Here is a 21,782-nt window from a genome sequence, read left to right as displayed (position 1 = left end):
TATCAACAACATGAAAAGAAATCGCTGTCTTTTTTTTATCCTGGGGGTGGCGCTGTGGCTTGTTTCGCTGGTTTCCCATGCCCTCGAGCTACGCAGTGACCAGGGGCTGGAAGAGCCCGTCCTGCTGCACGGTCATGAGGAAATCTTCATTGATACATCTGGAAATATTTCTATCGAGGACATTCTTTCAGGCCGCGAAGGCGTGGAGTTTATAGCCGGGGATACTCGCCACGGACGGCTTCGCCCCGGCGAGATTTACTGGATCAGATTTTCATTGCAGCGAGAGCCCAGCGCTCCTTCGCAATGGGCCGTGCAGATATTCCCCAACTGGATCGACGACGTGGAGGTCTACCGCCGCGATGCCTCGGGCAAGATTTCGGTGGATAGGGTGGGCGACCAGCACCCCTTCGTCGAACGGACCATCCGCAGCGGCATGCTGGCCTTCCCGGTCGAAGCGGGATCCTCGCCCGAAACCTACTACGTGAGGGTGAGGACGCATGGCTTGGCCCCCCTGTGCCTGCATGTCTGGCAACGGGCGGGGATGGAGAGAGTAGAGACCAGCCGCATGGTTCTTGTCTCGGCACTCGCCGGCGCCTTCGGCGTCATGGTGCTGATGAACCTGATCTTCTGGGTCTGGCTGCGCAACGGCATCTATGCGGTGTATGCGCTCTTCTTGGCCTTTATGTTCGTGTTCGTCGCCTTGATGCAGGGCTACGCGAACTCGCTGTTGTTTCCCGAGGCGCCTGTCGTAGCCGACCGCTTCATGGACGTGATCTCAAGCGCGCTGATGTCGATCGGTGCCGTGTTCGCATGGCGGTTCTTCGACTACGACAGCTATTCGCCATGGGCTGCCTGGTTGATGAAGGCCGCGGCGGCTACCTTCGCAGCGACCGCGTTTCTTTCGGCATGGGGCGTTCAGGCGGCCGTCCATGTGGCGATCTACCTGCAGATGGGCGTCGGAGTGTTCAACCTGGGGTTCTTCGTCTGGCTGATGCTTCGCCACCGGGCGTTCCACTATCTCCTGGCTACCACCATCTTCACCTGCGTGAATCTGTCGTGGACCTTCTACGTGCTGGTGCTGCTGGGGGTAGTGAACATGTCGCAGCCGTACCTTCTGGACTCCTGGATTCCGATGTTGCAGCTCGCGAATCTGGCGATGCTCAACTTCGCGGTGGCCAGCCGTTCAAGGCAAGCGGAACTGGCCCTTCGCTCAGAGCGCAAGGTCGCCTTCGATTCGATGAAGGTCGCCAAGAAGGCGCTGGAGGACAGAGTGCGGCAGCGTGAATTCGTCGCCGTCGTCTCGCACGAATTCCGCACGCCGCTCGCCATCGTCGACGCGGTGGCCCACGCGCTGGAACTGTCGCCTTCTGGCCGTGACGAGGCGGTGAAGCGCGCGGTCGGCAAGATCCGCAAGGCCATCCGTCGCCTCGCCGTGCTCATCGAGAACATCTTGCAGGACGACGCGTTGGCGGTCGGCTCCACGAAGCCCGCCGCCCGCAGCTTCGATCTGCGCGAGGTGATCGAGAGCGTGGCTGGCGTCGGGCTACCCGAGGAAAACGCCCGCCTGAGCGTCGAGGCGCCGACCCAGCGGACGATGTGCATGGGCGACCCCGCAAAAATCGAAATGGCGATCCGCAATCTGGTCCACAACGCCCTGAAATACTCCCCTTCCAATTCGACGGTCACGGTGCGCTGCGACTCCATGACGGGTTTTTTCAGCGTGACAGTCTGCAATCAGGGGGAGCCGATTCCCGATGGCGAGCAAAGCAGCCTCTTCGAACGCTATTTCAGAGGGGCCACATCGACCCAGGTGCCCGGCTCGGGGCTGGGACTCCACATCTCGCGGACCATCGCCCGCCAGCACGGGGGCGACGTGGTACTGCTGTCCAGCGACGATCAGGGCACGGTGTTTCGCCTGACGATTCCGCTGGAACCAGCGCCTCTTGGGCTGCCGCGCTGACCGAGGCCGGTTGCGACCGCGTCAGCGCGGGGTCTTGACCGATAGTGAAACGTGACTTTTTCGATTCCAGAAAGAAAACGTTCGCAGAGTCGCTGGCGGCATCGGATGACATTAATGGTCATTAATGCGCATTGACTTCGGGTCCGGACAAGGAGTTTTCCTACTCCCTGTCCAACTTTGTGATTTTCTTCCACTCACTATACAAAAGTTTTAATTTTATGCGCGAGTGAATCAGTCAGCATATGTCATTTGTAGTCAATCTCCGGCATTGTCTGATCTGATTGTAAATAGATACATTCCCCACCCCGAAAGGGTTCACGGGGATGCGGGGAAAGCGCTTTCCGTGAAATCCAACGTCAAACGGAGAGTTTGGAATGATTTCGCCGGAGTCTCGCGCCCAGGTTTTCAACCTGGACAAATCCCAACTGATTTGCCTGCCGCCGCACGAGCGCCAGTTGTCGCACGCCGGCACCTTCGATCTGCTTGCCGATTTCATCGGATCGCTTCAGGCGGGGCAGCATTCAGGGCTGGTCTTGCTGCCATTGCCCGTCAATGCGACTGTCCAGTGGCTTGACTCGGTCCGCGCTCTCATTGACGCGCCGCTGCTCTTCGCAGTCAACAGCGACAGCGTTGCTGCACAACAGCGCATCGATCGTGAGTTTTCCGGAGAGAGAAACTTCGATTTCGTGCTTCATCCCTTCGATCTCGAAGAGGTCAGATCGAAAGCACAGGGCCTGCTTCACCGCTCCACCATGGCGGCGTACGGCGCTGGAAGAAACGAGCTTCTGATCTATCGGGGCTACCGCTTCCAGATCAGCGAACGTCGGGTTTTTCACGGCGACCAAGAAATGTACCTGCAACCCCGCGAATTCGATTTGGCGCTCGAATTGTTCCGGAACAGGGATTGTCTTTTGAGCCGCGAGCAGCTCTACAGTCTTTTCTGGCGGGACACCGTCAGCCTGCGCTCTCGCGCATTGGATGTCTGCGTTTTCAAGATCCGCAGAAAACTCAATATCGAGCCGGCAAATGGATTGATGCTGCGCGCCGTATTCGGACAAGGTTACAAGCTGCACACGGTTTCACCAATGTTCCTCAGATGAATTGAGGGTTGCCTGTATTGCAGGCAATTTTGGCCGGCGCTTGGTGCCTCGAGCGCCGCCTTCCTTTTTGATTTTGTTTTTACCTTTCCGGGATGCATCCGAGCAACATAGCTGGAGCTCCTTGGAATTTACTCGTCGATAGAAAAATGCAGGGAGCAGAAAATGATTTCGTTGAAGGTGGTCAGCAAGCGTAGCGGCGACTCCACGCCCGTCTCGGTGTCCGAGGTGTTCCTGAACGAGGCCGCAGTCGTCCGGGTGGGACTGTCCAGGGAACAGATCAGGGGAATGCGCCGTGTCGGCAACGACTTGGTCATCACCTCTGTCTCGGATGAGGTCGTCACCGTCCGCGACTTCTTCTCGTTGTTCGATGGCCACAAGAGCGATCTCGTGCTCGAGGGTGAAGACGGCGGCCTGTGGCTGACCGGCTTCGGTGAAGGACAGGGTGAGCTGGCATTCAGCTATACCAGCATCGACGCCATCGAGCCCCTGCTGCTGGCACAGGACTTCAACTTCGGCGTGGTGCCCTGGCTGCTGGGCGGTGGGCTGGCGGCTGCCGGTGTCAATGCAGGCGGCGGAGGGAGCTTCAGCGGCGGTTCCATGATGGCGGTGGCGCCTTCGACGCCACGTGCATCGCCTGCGAACGACTCGTCGCCTGGCAGGCCCACGGTCAATCCCACCAATGCCACGAAGATCACCGGTACTGCCCAGCCGGGCACGACTGTCAAGGTCTTCGACAACACCGGCAAGGAGATCGGCAGCGCGGTCGTCGCCTCGGACGGCAGCTACATGGTCGTGCCGTCGACGCAGCCGCCTCACGGCTCCGAACTCCGCGTCGTCGCAGTGAACCAGGCGGGTACCGTGAGTCCCGAGGCCCGTGCGACGGTCGACAGCCTGGCGCCGGCCGCACCCACGATCCAGCCGACCACCGGCATCTCCGTCAGCGGCAAGGCCGAGCCCGGCTCGGTGGTCACCGCCACCGACGAGCGCGGCAACGTGATTGGCAGCACGACTGCCGGGGAGGACGGCGCCTACCGGATCATGCCGCCAGCACCACTATCCAATGGCGCTGTGATCAAGGTCGTGGCCGTCGACTCCGCAGGAAATGCGAGCGTACCGGCCACCACGGCCGTTGACCTGACCGCTCCCGGACGGCCCACGCTCGATCCGAGCAACGGCAGCAAGATCGCCGGCTCGACCGAGCCCGGCGCGGTGGTCGCCATCAGGGACGACACCGGAAAGCTCATCGGCAGTACGACTGCCGATGTCAGCGGCAGGTTCAGCTTCACGCCCTCCACGCCTCCGGCGGACGGCACGTCCATCTCGGTGGTGGCAACCGACCCCGCAGGCAATAGCAGCGACCCTGCAACCGCCGTCATCGATCGCACCGCGCCTGCCACGCCTAAGGTGAACCCGACGGACGGCAATCCCATCACCGGCATTGCGGAGCCCCGTTCGATCGTCATCGTCACCGACGAGAAGGGGGACGTCATCGGCAGCACCACGGCAGCCAACAACGGCATCTTCAGCCTCACGCCCATCAAGCTGCCGCGCAACGGCGACGTCGTCAAGGTCGTCGCGGCCGATGCGGCCGGAAACACCAGCGCGCCCGCCACCGCCACCATCGACGGCACGCCGCCGACGCCCACCGTCAACGCGACCAACGGCCGCGTGATCGCCGGCACTTCGGAGCCTGATTCGTTGGTCACCATCACCGACGGCAACGGCAAGGTTGTCGGCAGCAGGACCACCGCTGCCGATGGCACCTACTCCCTCTCGCCCGCGACGCCCCTGGCGGATGGCACGGTGATCCATGTCGTTGCCAAGGATCTTGCCGGCAACGTCGGCAGGGCCGTGACGACCACCGTCGACAGCAGGCCGCCCGATGTCCCGCAGGTGGACGCAACGAACGGAACGACGATCGCAGGCAAGACCGAAGCGGGTGCGCTCGTTACCGTCAAGGACGGCGCGGGCAAGCTCATCGGCAGCACCACCGCCGATGCCAATGGCAAGTTCAGCCTTATGCCGACGACGCCTCTGACCGACGGCACCGTACTGCACGTCGCCGCCGTGGACGCCGTCGGTAACGTGAGTGCCGAGGGCTTGACCACGGTGGACCGCGTGCCGCCGGCCGCCCCCTCGGTCGACCCTACGCATGGCAACCAGATCACCGGTCGTGCGGAGATCGGCTCAGTCGTCACAGTCACGGACATCGCCAGCAAGGTCATCGGCAGCGCGACGGTCGGCTCCAACGGCTTCTACAGCGTGGTACCCAAGTCGCCCCCCAATGACGGCACGGTGCTGCGCGTGACCGCTACCGACGCTGCCGGCAACACCGGCCCTGAAACCAGGACCACGGTCGACGGCGTTCCTCCGTCGAGACCCACGGTCGATCCGACCGCGGGCAGCCCGATCACCGGCACCGCCGAGTCCGGCGCGCTGGTCATGGTCAAGGACAGCGCCGGCACCCTGCTCGGCAGTGCGACCACCGACTTGAACGGGCGCTACAGCATCAAGCCCGTGACAATTCCGCCGCACAACAGCGTGCTGCGCGTCGTCGCGTCCGACCCTGCCGGCAACGACAGTCCGGAAGCCAGAGCCACCGTCGACAGCCTGCCGCCTTCGGCGCCCATCGTCGATCCGAGCTCCGGCCGCACGATCAGCGGCACGACCGAGCCAGGTGCAGTCGTCACCGTCAAGGACGGTGCGGGCAAGCTGGTCGGCAGTGCAACGGCCGACGCGAACGGCAAGTTCAGCGTCGTTCCCGCCGCGCCGCTGGCCGACGGTGCCCAGCTCAACGTCGTCGCCTCCGACTCCGCGGGCAATGCGAGTCAACCCGCCACGATGATGGTCGACGCCGCGGCCCCGCTCGCACCGGCCGTCGATCCCACCGACGGCAGCCGGATCACTGGCAAGGCTGAAGCCGGCTCCGTGGTCACGGCAAAGGACGGAGCAGGCAAGCTCCTCGGCAGCACGACCGCTGATGCGAGCGGCAAGTTCAGCATCGGCCTCGGAACCCGTGAGACTGATGGCACCATCATCACTGTCATCGCGGCCGACCGGGCGGGCAATGCCAGCCAGCCTGCCACCGCCACGGTGGATGGCACGCCGCCTGCCAAGCCCTCGGTCGATGCAACCAACGGCAACTCGATCACCGGCTCGGCCGAGTTGGGCTCGTTCGTCACCATCCGCGACGGCGCTGGCAACATCGTCGGCAGCGCTGCCGTCGATTCAAACGGCCGCTACGGCATCAAGCCCTTGAGCGGCCTGTCGCACAACACCGTGCTGCGCGCCGTTGCCACGGATGCGGCCGGCAACACCAGCCCCGAGACGCGGGCCACAGTCGACAGCGAGCTGCCCGCCGTGCCCAAGGTCGATCCGACCAACGGCGGTTCGATCGCGGGCAAGGCCGAGCCCAACTCGGTCGTCGAGGTCACGGACGGCACCGGCAAGCTCATCGGCAGCACGACGGCCGATGCCAACGGCAACTACAGCATCAAGCCGGCAACGCCGCTGCCGCACGACACCCCGTTGGACGTCACCGCCACCGACGCAGCGGGCAACACCAGCCAGCCAGCACGCGCCACCGTCGACGGCCTGGCGCCCAATGCGCCCACGGTCAAGCCGACGAACGGCAGCCTGATCGCAGGCACGGCCGAGCCCGATGCCGTGGTCACCGTCAAGGATGGCGTCGGCAAGCTCATCGGCAGCACGACCGCAGACGGCAACGGGGCCTATGCCGTGCAGCCTGTGGTGCCGCCCTCCGACGGTACGGTGCTGCGGGTCATCGCCACCGATGCTGCCGGCAACAGCGGCCAGAGCGCGACTGCCACTGTCGACCGCGTGCCGCCCGCCGAGCCCTCGATGGATCCGACCAACGGCAAGCTGATCTCCGGTTTCGCAGAGGCCTATTCGGTCGTCACGGTCCGCGACGGCGTCGGCAATGTCGTCGGCAGCACGACGGCGGCTTCGAACGGCTCCTACAGCATCAAGCCTCCGCTCGTCCTGCCGGACGGCACCGTGCTGCGCGCCTTCGCCACTGACGCTGCCGGCAACAGCAGCTCCGAGGCCCGAAGCACCGTGGACAGCGTCGTGCCCGTCACGCCGACGATCAGTCCGACCAACGGAAACCGCGTCTCGGGCAAGGCCGAGGCCGGCTCGGTCGTCACGGTCAAGGACGACGCCGGCAATCTCATCGGCAGCACCATCGCCGAATTCAACGGCACCTTCACCGTCACGCCGGTAGCGCCGCCTGCGCACGGCACCGTGCTGCACGTCGTTTCGACCGACGCTGCCGGAAACACCAGCCCCGAAGCCCGGGCGATGGTCGACCGTACGGCGCTGCCGGGTGCCACTATCAACCCGACCGACGGCAGTCCCATCACAGGCATGGCAGAGCCCGACTCGGTGGTCACCATCAGGGACGATGCCGGAAAGCTGATCGGCAGCACCACGGCCGATTCGCGCGGTGCCTACAGCGTCACGCCAGCCTTCACCCCGCCGCACGGAACGGTGCTGCACGTCGTGACCACCAACGCTGCAGGCAACGAGAGCCCCGAGGCCACCGCGACGGTCGACAGCGTGCCACCTCCCGCACCGGTCATCGATCCGAGCAACGGCAATCTGATCACCGGGACGGCCGAGGGCGGCTCCGTGGTCCGCATCACCGATGACACCGACAGGCTCATCGGCAGTGCGATCGCCGCGCCCAACGGCGCCTACAGCGTCAAGCCCTTGGCCGTTCCGGCGCACGGTACGGTGTTGCGCGCCGTCGCCACCGACGCCGCAGGCAACGCGAGCCCCGAAGCCAGGACGACCGTCGACCGCGTGCTACCTGCGGCACCCAAGGTCGATCCGTCGCAGGGCGGCGTCGTCACCGGTTCGGCGGAGGTCGGCTCGGTCGTCAAGATCACCGACGATGCCGGCAAGCTCATCGGCAGCGCGATCGCCGGCAACGACGGCGCCTACAGCATCAAGCTCTCCACCACCCTGCCGCACGACTCGGTGATGCGCGTGACCGCGACCGATGCCTCGGGCAACGTGAGTCCCGAAACCAGGGCGACGGTCGACAACTTGGCTCCGGACGCACCGGTGGTGAAGCCCACCAACGGCAGCACCGTCACCGGCACGGCGGAGGCGGGCTCGCTCGTCACCGTGAAGGACGGCGTCGGCAACACGCTCGGTACTGCGACTGCGGACGGCAACGGCAACTACAGCATCAAGCCCACCACACCGCCGGCGCATGACACGCAACTGAGCGTGACCGCTACTGACGCAGCTGGCAACACCAGCGCACCTGCCACGGCCACTGTCGACAGCAAGGCTCCAGACGCACCGAAGGTCGATCCGACCTCGGGCAGCACCATCGCCGGCACGGCCGAAGCGGGCTCGCTGGTCACCTTGAGGGACAGTGTGGGCAACCTCATCGGCAGCGCGACCGCGGGCAGCAACGGCAAATACAGCATCACGCCCTCAACGCCGGCGATGAATGGCACCCAGTTGCGCGCGATCGCCACCGACGCGGCAGGCAACACCAGCCAGGCCGCGACGGCCGCGGTCGACAGCGTGGCGCCCGTCATCGCCGTCGCGATCCTCAGCGACGCCAACAACGACGGCTTCATCAACGGCAAGGAGTTGGGCTCCGAAGTGACCGTGCGCGTCAAGCTCGTTTCCGGCGCCGCCGAAGGCGATGCCATCAGCGTCACCGACGGCAACCGCAACGTCGAGGTGACGCTGGCCGCGGCGGATGTCGCCAAGGGCTTCGCCGATGTCTCGTTCCCCAACCCCGCGGAAGGCGCGTCCATCCGCGTCAGCGCCGTGAGCCAGGACCTAGCCGGCAATGTCTCCAGGCCGGTGGCGGTCGACAGCGCCGTGCTCGACACCACGGCACCGGCGACGCCTGCAACCGTGTCCGCATCGGACAACTTCGGTCCTGTGCAGGGCGAGTTCGGCAGCGGCGGCTCCACCGACGACACCACGCCGACCCTGGCCGGCAGCGGCGCGACGCCGGGCGAGATCGTCAAGGTGTACGACGGCGCAACGCTGCTCGGCAGCGCGACCGTCAAGTCCGACGGCCGCTGGGAATTCACGCCGACCGGCCTCGGCCATGGCACGCACAGCATCACGCACACCATCACCGATGCCGCGGGCAACACCAGTATCGCCAGCACGCCGCTGACCTTCACCGTCGACACATCGGCGGTGGCCGTCAGCGTAACCAAGGCCGGGGAACCGCGGCAGGGCCAGCCGGTCAAGCCGCGCCCTGCCGGCTTCACCGATGACACCACGCCGGCCGTCGTGGGCACGGCCTCGCCGGGCGCGGTGGTGACCGTCAAGGAGGGGTCGAAGGCACTGGCTTCCGCCACGACGGATGCCAACGGCAACTGGAGCCTCATGCTGCCCGCGCAGTCGGAAGGCGCGCACAGCTACAAGGTGACGGCGGTCAACGCAGCCGGCAACAGCAGCGAGACCGCGTTCACGCTCACCATCGACACCACGCCGCCGGCCGTGCCGGTGGTCGCATCCGCGGAAGACGACCTCGGGCCGGTGCAAGGTGCATTGGCCAGCGGCGCCGCCACCGACGACACGAGGCCCACCCTCAGCGGAAGCGGCGCGACGCCGGGCGACATCATCACCGTCCATGACAACGGCAGCGCCATCGGCAGCACCACGGTGCAGTCCGACGGGCGATGGAGCTTCAACACGGCTTCGCCGACCGCACCGCTGTCCGAGGGCGAACACAAGCTCACCGTCACGGCCACCGACCCGGTGGGCAACCAGAGCGGGCATTCGGCGCCCTTCGTGATCAACGTCGACACGACGCCGCCGGCGAGGCCGGATGCCATCTCGGGCTATGCCGACAACTTCGGCGCCGTGCAGAACACGGCCAGCACGGCGGCATTCACCGACGACACCACGCCCGGTTTCAAGATCGGCTCCGTCGCGGCCGGCCTGACGCCGTCGCTGTACGTCGACGGCGCGAAGGTCGCCGCGACCTTCGACCCGAACACGGGCACGCTGATGCCTACATTCCCGCTGGCCGAAGGCGCGCACAGCATCAGCTACACGCTCACCGACGCGGCAGGCAACGAAAGCCCGCGCGCCGTCGATTTCAGGCTCACCGTGGACACCACGCCGCCGTCGGCCCTCGATGCCTCCCAGCTGCGCGTGCTGGATCACGTCGGCCCTGTCCAGGGCCCCCTGGCTGCCGGCGCGAAGACCGACGACAGCAAGCCGGAGTACACCGGCACGGCCGATCCCGCCCAGGTCACGGCCATCAACGTCTACGACAACGGCAATCTCATCGGCAGCACCGCGGTGAACGCCGACGGCACCTGGCGCTTCACGCCTGCCGTGCCCCTCGCCCTGGGCGCACACAGCCTCGTCGCATGCCCTGTCGATGCGGCAGGCAACATCGGCCCGGCCACGCCCGCGTCGACCTTCACGCTCGTGGGCGATCCGCCGGCGGCACCCGCGATCATCGGCGTGAGCGACGACAAGGGCAGCGTCACCGGCAACGTGGCGCCCGACGCGAGCACCGACGACACCACGCCCACCCTGCGCGGCACGGGCACGGTCGGCACGGTGGTCACCGTCTATGCCGACGGCGCGGCCGTTGGCTCGACCAGCGTGGCCTCCGACGGCACCTGGAGCGTCACCACCAGCGCCCTGAGCGGCGACGGCACCAAGAACCTCACCGCGCAGGCGGTCGACGGCGCAGGTCAGGTCAGCCCGCGCACCGGCGCCTATGCGATCGTGCTCGACACCACTGCACCGGCCACCCCTGCAGTGGTCATGGCCATGGACGACCAGGGGCCTGCACAGGGCGCGATCACCGCCGGCGGCGTGACAGACGACACCACGCCCACCTTCAGCGGCAGCGGCGTGAAGGCCGGCGACACCATTCGCCTGTACGACGGCGGCGCCCTCATCGGCAGCATCACGGTCGCGACCGACGGCGCCTGGAGCATCACGCCCAGCACGCCGCTGGCCAGCGGAGCGCATCGCATCACCCTGACCGTGACCGACGCCGCGGGCAACACCAGCGCCGCCAGTGCGCCGCTTGAGTTCACCGTCGACCTCGCGGACGTCGTCGTCAGCATCGAGCAGGTCGTCGACGACCAGGGCAGCATCAAGGGCAACCTCGCTCCCGGTGCCCGCACCGACGACACGACGCCCACGCTCGTGGGCAAGGCGACGGCCGGCGCGCTCGTCACCGTCAAGGAAGGCGCGACGGTCCTCGGTTCGACGACCGCCGATGCCGGCGGCAGCTGGCGTCTCACGCTTTCCGCTCAAGGCGAGGGCACGCACAGCTACACCGCCACCGCGGTGAACGCCGCGGGCAAGAAGGGCGAAGCCACCATCGACCTGACCATCGACACGACCGCCCCGGAAGTGCCGAAGATCGCCGGCGTCGGCGACGACGTGGGCCTCGTGCAGGGCGCGCTCGCCAGCGGCGCATACAGCGACGACACCACGCCCACGCTCGGCGGCAGCGGTGCCACCGCCGGCGACCTCATCAAGATCTATGACAACGGCAGCTTCCTCGGCTCCGCCACGGTGAAGGCCGACGGCAGCTGGAGCTTCACGCCGACCACGCCGCTGGCAGAGGGCGCGCACCGCTTCACCGCCACGACCACCGATTCCGTGGGCAACGAGAGCGCGCACTCGGGTTCCTTCACGGTCAACGTGGACGTCACGCCACCGACGGCCAAGGCCACCGTCGGCGCGATCAGCACCGACACCGGCACGAGCGCCGACGACTTCGTCACCAGCGACCGCACGCTGGTCGCGACGATCACGCTCGACTCCGCGCTGGAGCAGGGCGCCACGGTGCAGATCTCGATGGACAACGGCAGGACCTGGAGCAACGCCACGCCTGTGGGCAACAACAACTACCAGTTCGACAACACGGCCGTCTCGCTGCCCGATGGCAGCTACACCTTCCTGGCGCGCGTCGTGGATGCCGCCGGCAACGCGACCCCGTCGAGCTCGCAGGTCGTGATCATCGACAACAGCGGCCCCACCGCCGACAACGCCGTCTCGATCACCGCCTATACCGACGACGTTGCGCCCAATGTCGGCGACTACCCGAGCGGCACGAGCACGAACGACACGACGCCGGTGCTCAAGGGCACGGTCTCGGGTCTGAAGGCCGGAGACGTCGTGCAGATATTCGAGGGCGCCGTGCTGCTGGGCACGGCTACAGTGAACGGTGCCGCATGGACCTTCGCGCTGCCGGTCCTGGCCAACGGCACCGCCCACACCTACAAGGCCGTGATCGCCGATGCCGCAGGCAACAAGGGCACGGCCTCGGCGGACTTCTCGCTGAGCGTGGCCACCGCAGTGCCTTCGCAGTCCGCGCAGATCGTCGGCTTCACCGACGACCAGGCCCCGCTGACGGGCACCTTCGGATCGGGCGCCGTCACCAACGACACCTCGCCGCTGCTCAACGGCACCTTCGCCGGCACGCTCAACACGGGCGACGTCATCGTCGTCTATCGCAACGGCGCGCGCCTCGGTGCCGCCACCATGACCGGCGGCGGCGCCTGGACCTTCCAGGACGCGGGCCTGGTCGACAACACCAGCTACAGCTACGCGGCATTCGTCGAAGATGCCGCCGGCAACCGCGGCGGCTCCTCGGCGGCCTTCACCCTCACCATCGACCAGCGCGCGCCCAGCACGGCGCCCTCGATCGACAGCGTCACCGACGACGTCGCGCCCGTCACCGGCAGCATCGCTTCCGGCGGCACCACCAACGATGCCCGCCCCGAGCTGAAGGGCTCCGGGGCCGAGCCCAACGCCACCGTCAGGATCTACGACAGCGGCACGCTGATCGGCACCGCGACGGTGGACGACGCGGGCAAGTGGAGCTTCACGCCGGAGGCCGGCAAGGAGCTGGCCAACGGCGCCCACAGCCTCACGGCGAGCAGCGTCGATGCGGCCGGCAACGAGGGCCCGCAGTCTGTTGCGACGGCCTTCACGGTCGACACCATCGCGCCATCGCAGTCGACGACCATCGTCTCGATCAAGGACGACCAGGGCGCGCTGCAGGGAACGGTGGCCGACGGCGGCTTCACCGACGACGTCGCGCCGCAGCTGGCCGGCACGCTCTCGGCGCCGCTGCAGGCAGGCGAGAAAGTGGTGGTGCTGCGCGACGGCGCAGTCATCGGCACCGCGACGATGACCGACGCCACCCACTGGACCTTCGACGACGCCGGCCTGAGCGACGGCCGCACCTACGCCTACACCGCACGCGTCGAGGACGCCGGCGGCAACCGCGGCGCCATCTCGGGCAGCTACGCCATCACCATCGACGCCTCCGTGCCGGCGCAGAAGGCCGCGATCTCGACCGTGTTCGACAACGTCGAGCCGGTGCAGGGCGATGTCGCCAACGGCGGCACCACCAACGACTCGCAGCCGGAACTCAGGGGCACGATCACCGGCAGCCTGGCCGCCAACGAGTTCGTCGCCGTCTATCGCGACGGCGTCAAGATCGGCACCGCATCGATCTCGGGCACGAGCTGGTCCTACACCGACACCAGCGGCCTCGCCAACGCCGCGAGCTACAGCTACACGGTGCGCGTCGAAGACGCCGCCGGCAACGGCGGTGCGGCTTCGTCGCCGTACGTCATCACGCTCAAGCTCTCCGGTCCGGCCACCACGGCAGCCATCACCGGCGTGAACGACGACGTCGATCCGCAGCAGGGCGACGTGCCGAACAACGGCTACACCAACGACACCGCGCCCCAGGTCTCGGGCACGATCTCGGCTGCGCTGCAGGCGGGCGAGAAGGTCGTGGTCCTGCGCGACGGCAAGGAGGTCGGCTTCGCGACCATGGCGGATGCGACGCATTGGACCTATGCCGACAGCGGGCTCTCCAACGGAAGCGCCTATGTCTACACGGTCCGCGTGCAGGACGCGGCCGCCAACCCCGGGGCAGAGTCGAACGCCCACGCCATCCGCATCGATACGTCCGCGCCGACGCAGACGGTGAGGCTGCTGCGCGCCATCGACAACGTCGACCCGGTATCTGGCGACATCCCGGCCGACGGCACCACCAACGACGACACGCCCACGCTGGAAGGCACGCTCTCGGCCGCGCTGACCGGCACCGAGCAGCTCCATGTGTTCCGCAATGGCGTGCACGCCGGCACGGCCAAGGTGAGCGGCACCCGCTGGACCTTCGAGGACGCAGGCCTCTCCAGCGGCACCGCCTACACCTACGAGGCGAGGGTCATGGACGCAGCCGGCAATGCCGGCGCTGCCTCGAACAGCCTGCGCTTCACCGTCAACACATCGGGTGTCACCCAGACGGTTCAGATCCTCGGTGTGGAGGACCGCACCGACCCGGCGATGGGCAACGTGGCCAGCGGCGCCGCGACCAACGAAACCAGCCCGTTGCTCACCGGCTCCATCTCCACCGCGCTGGGGGCTGGCGACGTGGTCCAGGTGCTGCGCAACGACAAGGTGGTCGGCACCGCCACGGTCACCGGCACGACTTGGAGCTTCTCCGACTCGGGCCTGGCCGACGGCATGACCTACAGCTATGCCGCCCGCGTCGTGAACTCGGGCGGCAACGAGGGGGCGAAGAGCGCTGCCTATGCGATCTCGCTCGACCTCACCGCACCGGGCCAGACCGCTGCGATCACCAGCTTCACGGACAACCAGGACCCGCAGCAGGGCGACTTCCCCTCGGGCAGCGCCACCAACGACACGACGCCCATGCTCAACGGCACGTTGAGCGCCCCGCTCGGCGCGGGTGAAGTGGTGGCGATCTATCGGAACTACAGGCGTGTCGGCTCCGCCACCATGGCCGATGCCACCACCTGGACCTTCCAGGACTCGGGCCTGGTCGATGGCGTCAGCTACGTGTACAGCGCCGCCGTCATCGACGCCGCGGGCAACAAGGGGCCGAGCTCCGCGCTCTTCTCGATCGCCATCGACCGCACCGCACCCGCGGCGGCGCCTTCGATCGACAGCGTCATGGACAACACGGCACCGGTCATCGGCCAGATCACCGCCGGCAGCACGACCAACGAAACCCGCCCCCAGATGGCGGGCGCGGGTGCCGAGCCCAACGGCACGGTGAAGGTCTACGACAACGGCACGCCGATCGGCACCGCGATCGCCGACGGATCGGGCAAGTGGAGCTTCACGCCCGAAGCCGGCAAGGCGCTGTCCAACGGCGCGCACAGCCTGACGGCGGGCAGCGTCGATGCGGCCGGCAACGAGGGACCGCGGTCTGCGCCGCTGGCCTTCACGGTCGGTACCACTGCGCCTGCGCAGGTGGCAACGATCACTTCGATCAGCGACGACACCGGCGCCAGCGCGAGCGACTTCATCACCAGCGACACCACCCTCGTCGTGACGGCGGCGCTGGACGCTGCGGCCGCCACCGGCGAGAAGGTGCAGATCTCGCTCGACAACGGCACCAGCTGGCGCGATGCGACGCTGGTCTCGGGCAACACCTATCGGCTGGACAACACCGCTGTGCCGCTCGCGGCTGGCGACTACGTCTTCCAGGCGCGCGTCGTCGACGCCGCCGGCAATGCCGGCAAGCCGACCAGCCAGCGCGTGGTGATCGACACCCGGCACTCGGCGGGCATCACCATCGACATCGCCTCGATCAGCACCGACACCGGTGTCGCCGGCGACTTCATCACCAGCGATACCAGCCTGACCATCAACGGCAGGCTGACCGGCACGCTGGCCTCCGACGAAACCGCGCAGATCAGCCTCGACGGCGGCGCCACCTGGGTCAACCTGATCGTCAGCGGCGGCAACTGGAGCTACGTCGACGGCAGGGTGCTGGCCGACGGCAGCCACGACTACAGGGTGCGCGTGGTGGACACCGCCGGCAACCTCGCGGCCTTCGACGCCCGCACCGTGGTCGTCGACACCTCGACGCCGACCGCCGGGAATGCGGTGGCCATCACCGCCTATGCCGACGACGTCGACCCGAATGCGGGCGACTACGCCAGCGGCACGACCACGAACGACACCACGCCGGTGCTCAAGGGCACCGTGTCGGGCCTGAAGACGGGCGAGGTCGTGCAGATCCTCGAAGGTGGCGTACTGCTGGGCACCGCCACCGTGAACGGCAATGGCAACGTCTGGGAGTTCAAGCTGCCGACGCTGGCCGATGGAAGCACGCACACCTACACCGCCGCAATCGCCAGCGCTGCCGGCACCAAGGGAACCACCTCGGCGAACTTCACGCTGACGGTCGATACCGTCGCCCCGTCTGCCGCACCGGTCATCGACAGCGTCATCGACAACGTCGACCCGGTCCAGGGCCCGATCGCCCAGGGCGGCACGAGCAACGACGCGCGCCCTGAGTTCAAGGGCTCGGGCGCCGAAGCCAACGGCACGGTGAACGTCTACGACAACGGCGTGCTGATCGGCAGCACCAGGGCCGATGCCTCCGGCAAGTGGAGCTTCGAGCCTGCATCCGGCAAGGAACTGGCCGACGGCGTGCGCAGCCTCAGGATGAGCAGTGTCGACGCGGCGGGCAATGAAGGACCGAAGTCGGCGCCGATGGTCTTCACGGTCGACACGGTCGCACCATCGCAGACCGTGACGCTCGCGCGCGCACTTGACAACGTCGACCCTGTGCTGGGCAGCATTCCGGCCAATGGAAACACCAACGACGATTCGCCCAGGCTGGAGGGCATGCTCTCCGCCACGCTGGGAGGATCGGAACAACTGCGCGTGTTCCGCAATGGCGTGTACGTGGGCAATGCGAGCGTCAACGGTACCGACTGGGTCTTCGAGGACACCGGCCTCTCGAACGGCACCACCTACACCTACGAGGCCAGGGTCATGGACCTGGCCGGCAATACCGGAGCAGCCTCGAACAGCATGCGCTTCACCGTCATCACCTCGACGGTTACGCAAACGGTGGATATCACGCGAGTGCAGGACAACGTCGATCCGGTGCGGGGCGCCGTGGCAGACGGCGGAACGACCAACGACGCCGCCCCGGTACTCGTGGGCTCGATCTCAACAGCGCTGAATACGGGCGAGGTGGTCGAGGTGCTGCGAAACGGAACCGCGATCGGCACCGCCACGGTGTCCGGAACCAGTTGGCGTTTCGCCGACAAGGGACTCGCCGATGGTGCGACCTACAGGTACACCGCCCGCGTCGTAAGCGCCGGTGGCAACCAGGGCGCAGAGAGCTCGGCTCACTCCATCACGCTCGACCTGACGGCCCCCGTCCAAAAGGCGGCCATCACCGACTTCACCGATGACCGCGATCCGCAGAAGGGCAATTTCGCGTCCGGCAGCGCGACCAACGATGCGGCGCCCCAACTCAACGGCACGCTCTCAGCGCCGCTTGCGACGAACGAAGTAGTGGCGGTCTATCGCAACGGCTCGCGCCTTGGCGCTGCCGTCGTGAGCGGCAGCACCTGGAGTTTCGAGGACAAGGGCCTAGATGATGGCAGCACCTACCGCTACACCGCCCGCGTCGAGGACGCTGCGGGCAACCAGGGTGGTGCCTCGGCGGAGTTCACGCTCACGGTCGACCGGACCGCACCGGTGACCGCTCCCTCCATCGACAGCGCAAGGGACGACGTCGCGCCGGTGACGGGGGCCATCGCGTCGCGCGGCGCGACCAACGATGCACGTCCCGAACTGACAGGCTCGAGCGCAGAACCGAACGGCACCGTCCACGTCTATGACAATGGCACGTTGATCGGTACTGCGACGGCGGATACCTCGGGGAACTGGAGCTTCACGCCCGCGGCGGGCAAGGAGCTCGCCGATGGTCTGCACAGGCTCACGGCGCGAAACGTCGATGCAGCGGGCAACGAGGGCCCGCAGTCGACGGCGATGGTCTTCACGGTCGACACGATCGCTCCGACGGCCACGCCTTCCATCGATCGTGCCGTGGACGACGTCGGACCGATCACCGGCTCGATCGCGCCTGGAAGCATGACCGACGATGTCCGCCCCGAGATTAGAGGGACGGGAATCGAGCCCAACGGCATGGTGAGCATCTACGACAACGGCAAGCTGATCGGTTCCACGACGGCGGACGGCTCCGGCAAGTGGAGCTTCACGCCCGAAGCCGGCAGGGAACTGGCCGATGGCACTCACAGCCTGACGGCGCGCAACGTGGATGCCGCCGGTAACGAGGGCCCCGCGTCGGCAGCGCTCGCCTTCACCGTCGATACGGTCGCTCCTGCGACCGCGCCTTCCATCGACCGCGCCGTCGATGACGTGTCCCCCGTCGTCGGGATCATCACGCCCAGCGGCGCAACCAATGACGCCCTCCCCGAGGTGGGTGGTAGCGGCGCCGAACCCAACGGCTTGGTGAAGGTCTACGACAACGGCACGCTGATCGGCTCCACGATGGCGGACGGCTCCGGCAAGTGGAGCTTCACGCCTGACGCCAGCAAGAAGCTGGCCGACGGCGCTCACAGCCTGACGGTTAGCAACGTCGATGTCGCAGGCAATGAAGGCCCAAGATCGGCGCCGCTGAGCTTCACGGTCGACACGAGGGTGCCGGCCAACGAGGCGAAGATCGCCGGCTACATCGACGACGCGGGTCCGGCCAGGGGTACCTTCGGCAGCGGCACTACGACCGATGACGCGACCCCGGTACTCACCGGCACCCTGACGACTGCGCTCGGCGCCGGCGATACGGTGAATGTCTACGAAGGCTCCACCCTGCTGGGGACGGCGACAGTGACGGGCACCACCTGGACCTACGACCTCGGAGTTCTCGCGGACGGATCGACCCATACCTATCGCGCTGCCGTGACCACTGCGACGGGCAACCAGGCCAGCCTGTCGGGCAACTTCAGCCTGACCGTGGACTACGCCGTCACGGTCAACCGCCAGACGACCGTCGATACCACGCCGCTCGTTTCGGGTGGCATCCCGTTCAAGCTGGTCGGTGGCCAGTATCTCGAGGTCACCATTGTCGGAAAAACCTACAGCTCGGCCGATGGTTCGGTGGTTGTCGATTCGCAAAACGAGAGCTGGTATGTGCAGGTGACGTCGGACATTCCGGTCGGAACTCATGACGTCCGGGCCGTCGTGAAGAACGCTTCCGCTGCCGTGGTCACCGACGACGCAACCACGGGTGAACTGATCGTCGCGACGGCGCCGACGGTGACCGTTGGATCGGTGGCCAGTGACCCGAACCAGAAGGCGACTGCCTACACGCTCGGTGAGAACGGCATGTGGCGCATCCACAGCAACCAGACGATGCTGGATGCCGACGGGAGCGACAGCGCTTCGCTGGGCAGCTTCAAGCAGACGTATCTCCGCAGCAATACCAACGATGCTTCAAGCATCGGCTATGCCCGCGGTTATGTCGGGCCAAACTACGTGCAGAACGCCACGTTCATGGACTTCAACCGCGATGGATACATGGATCTGTTCGCGGAGGACAGCACCTACGACGATGGCCAGCAGGCCTTCCTCTACAACGGCGCCTCCTACACCGCCGTGCAGGTCGGCGGGCCGGCCGCCGTGTACGGCGACAAGCTCACCCCCGGAAGCGCGAATACGTACAGCTGGTTCGGTGGCGTGGTGGCCTTCGACAAGACCGGGGACGGGCTGGTCGATCTGGCATATGGCGACCAGACGCCCAACGACGCGACAAGCGGCGGCGGCTACGACTCCCAGATCGTGCTGAACGCGGACGGCACCATCCTCGGCATGGTGAAGGACGGCGGCTACACCGACGACAAGGCGTCCGCGTCGGGCGCGCCCAATTCGAACAATTACTACAACACGACCTTCGACATGGAACTGTCGGGCGTCGACCTGGACAACGACGGCAAGGTCGACCTGGTCTATCACGCCACGGCAAGCCTCACGAAGCTCGGCGGACCGTACGACGACCCAAACACCAATCCTCGTCTGGGCAGGAGTACGAACCAGCACCGGCTGGTCGTCGCGAGCAACAAGGGCGACGGCACCTGGGAGAACACGCAGATCATCGAGAAGACCTTCCAGCGCACAGACGACGACCCATACTATGGAAACGGCATCTCCATGACCTGGGCCGATTTCAACGGCGACGGTTACATGGACCTGTTCCTCAGCCGCGGGTACGGCACCACCACCGACGCCCAATACCAGAGCCGCATCATCTTCAATGACGGCACTGGCAAGCTGAAGATGGATTCCGGGACGCAGTACGCCGGCGTCGGCAGCCAACCGTCGGGCATGTACATGGTCAACGACGCGTACGTCGGCTGGAACGGCGCAACGCCGACCACGAAGCGCCTGCAGGGCGGTCCCTCGATCGCAGTGGACTGGGACGGCGACGGCAAGATGGATGCCGTCGAACTGCCCGGCCTGGGGCCGAGCGGCGGCCAGACGGCCAGCGGCATGTCCGGACCGATCAACCTCTACCTCAACAAGAGTTCGTCCGGAAATGTCCAGTTCGACACCGTCAACCTTCTGGGAGGGCTGAATGAGACCGGCATCTGGACAGGCAACAACGCGACCAACAACGCCGTGACCGGCGCTGTCGCGGTCGACATCGACTGGGACGGCGACCGCGACCTGCTGGCATTCACGCAGCGGGGCAACACGAAGTTCATCACCAACACCAGCACGGTGGCCGATGGCACGGCGCTGCATTTCCGCATCCTCGATGCGCAGGGCATCAACGCGCTCTACGGCAACACGGTCCAGCTCTTCGATTCGAAGGGCAAGCTGGTGAGCACGCAGATGATCAACCCGCAGTCCGGCAACCAGACCAACGACAGCTCGGCGATCGTCGATTTCTACGGGCTCGACGCCAGCGAGACCTACACGCTCGCACTCCTGCGCATCGCCAACGGCAAGGCGGCGGACGTCGGCGGCCTGGGCAGCCTCGGCGGCAACACCATCGAGAACGTCAATGCGGCCTGGACCGGCCTGAAGGCCGGCGCTGCGAACCATGCCTTCGTGCTGACGGCCGAGTCCGACAGCAACGTGACCAACGCCGACATCGGCAACGGCATCGTCGGAACCGGCTACAACGACACCTTCTTCGCCACCCTCGGCGACGACAAGTACGAGGGCGGCGGGGGCACAGTGACGGTATCGGGCGTCAGGGCGTGGAGCAACACGGGAGGTGTCGACGTCGTCGACTACAAGCTCGCTGGCAGCACGCCGCTGACCATCGACCTGAGCAAGGCCGGCGTTCAAAGCACCGGCTTCGGCAGCGCGACCTTCAGCAACATCGAGGGCCTCGCCGGCGGCAGCGGCTCGGATGTCTTCACCGACAACGCGGCGGACAACCAGTTCGAGGGGCGCGGCGGAAACGATGTCTTCAACCTCACGGGCGGGGGGCGTGACACGCTGCTGTACAAGCTGCTCGCCTCCAGCGATGCCACCGGCGGCAACGGTGCCGATTCGGTGAACTCGTTCACCGTCGGAACCTTCGAGGCAACCGCCAATGCGGACCGCATCGACATCCGCGAACTGCTGGTCGGCTACCAGGCGGACGCCGACGGCGCGGCCCGCTACATCAACGGCGTCGCCACCATCGACGCCGGCGAGACCATCGGCAAGTACCTCAGCGTGACGGTCAGCGGAGGCAACACCACGCTGTACATCGACCGCGACGGAGCGGGCGGCGCCTACTCGGCGACGCAGCTGATCACGCTCAACGGCGTGACCACCGACCTCGCGACGCTGCTCGCCAACCACCAGCTCGTGCTGGCCTGAGGCCCAACGCCGGACGAGAAAAGGGCGTGACCCATGCGCGCCCT

Annotated in this window: 3 protein-coding genes; all 3 read left to right on the top strand. The window is 66.6% G+C overall.

Annotated elements, in window-relative coordinates:
• Window positions 1-10 precede the first annotated feature (10 nt).
• The 3 genes from G369_RS0132840 to G369_RS36750 all read left to right on the top strand — a co-directional run bounded on the left by G369_RS0132840 (window position 11) and on the right by G369_RS36750 (window position 21,738).
• Window positions 11-1,960, top strand: a complete 1,950-nt coding sequence (locus G369_RS0132840) for a sensor histidine kinase (RefSeq protein WP_080647965.1) — start codon at window positions 11-13, stop codon at window positions 1,958-1,960.
• Between the two features lie 374 nt (window positions 1,961-2,334).
• A complete protein-coding gene (locus G369_RS37285; protein WP_019658316.1) occupies window positions 2,335-3,060 on the top strand; it encodes a winged helix-turn-helix domain-containing protein in 726 nt (241 codons plus the stop codon).
• Window positions 3,061-3,222: 162 nt separating this feature from the next.
• Window positions 3,223-21,738: an Ig-like domain repeat protein gene (locus tag G369_RS36750; protein ID WP_019658315.1), complete on the top strand. Its 18,516-nt coding sequence runs from the start codon at window positions 3,223-3,225 to the stop codon at window positions 21,736-21,738.
• Window positions 21,739-21,782 lie beyond the last annotated feature (44 nt).

Source organism: Variovorax atrisoli 110B (assembly GCF_000382045.1).
Classification (GTDB): domain Bacteria; phylum Pseudomonadota; class Gammaproteobacteria; order Burkholderiales; family Burkholderiaceae_C; genus Variovorax; species Variovorax atrisoli.
Note: the sequence above shows the minus strand (reverse complement) of the source record. Positions and strands in the feature narration are given on the sequence as shown.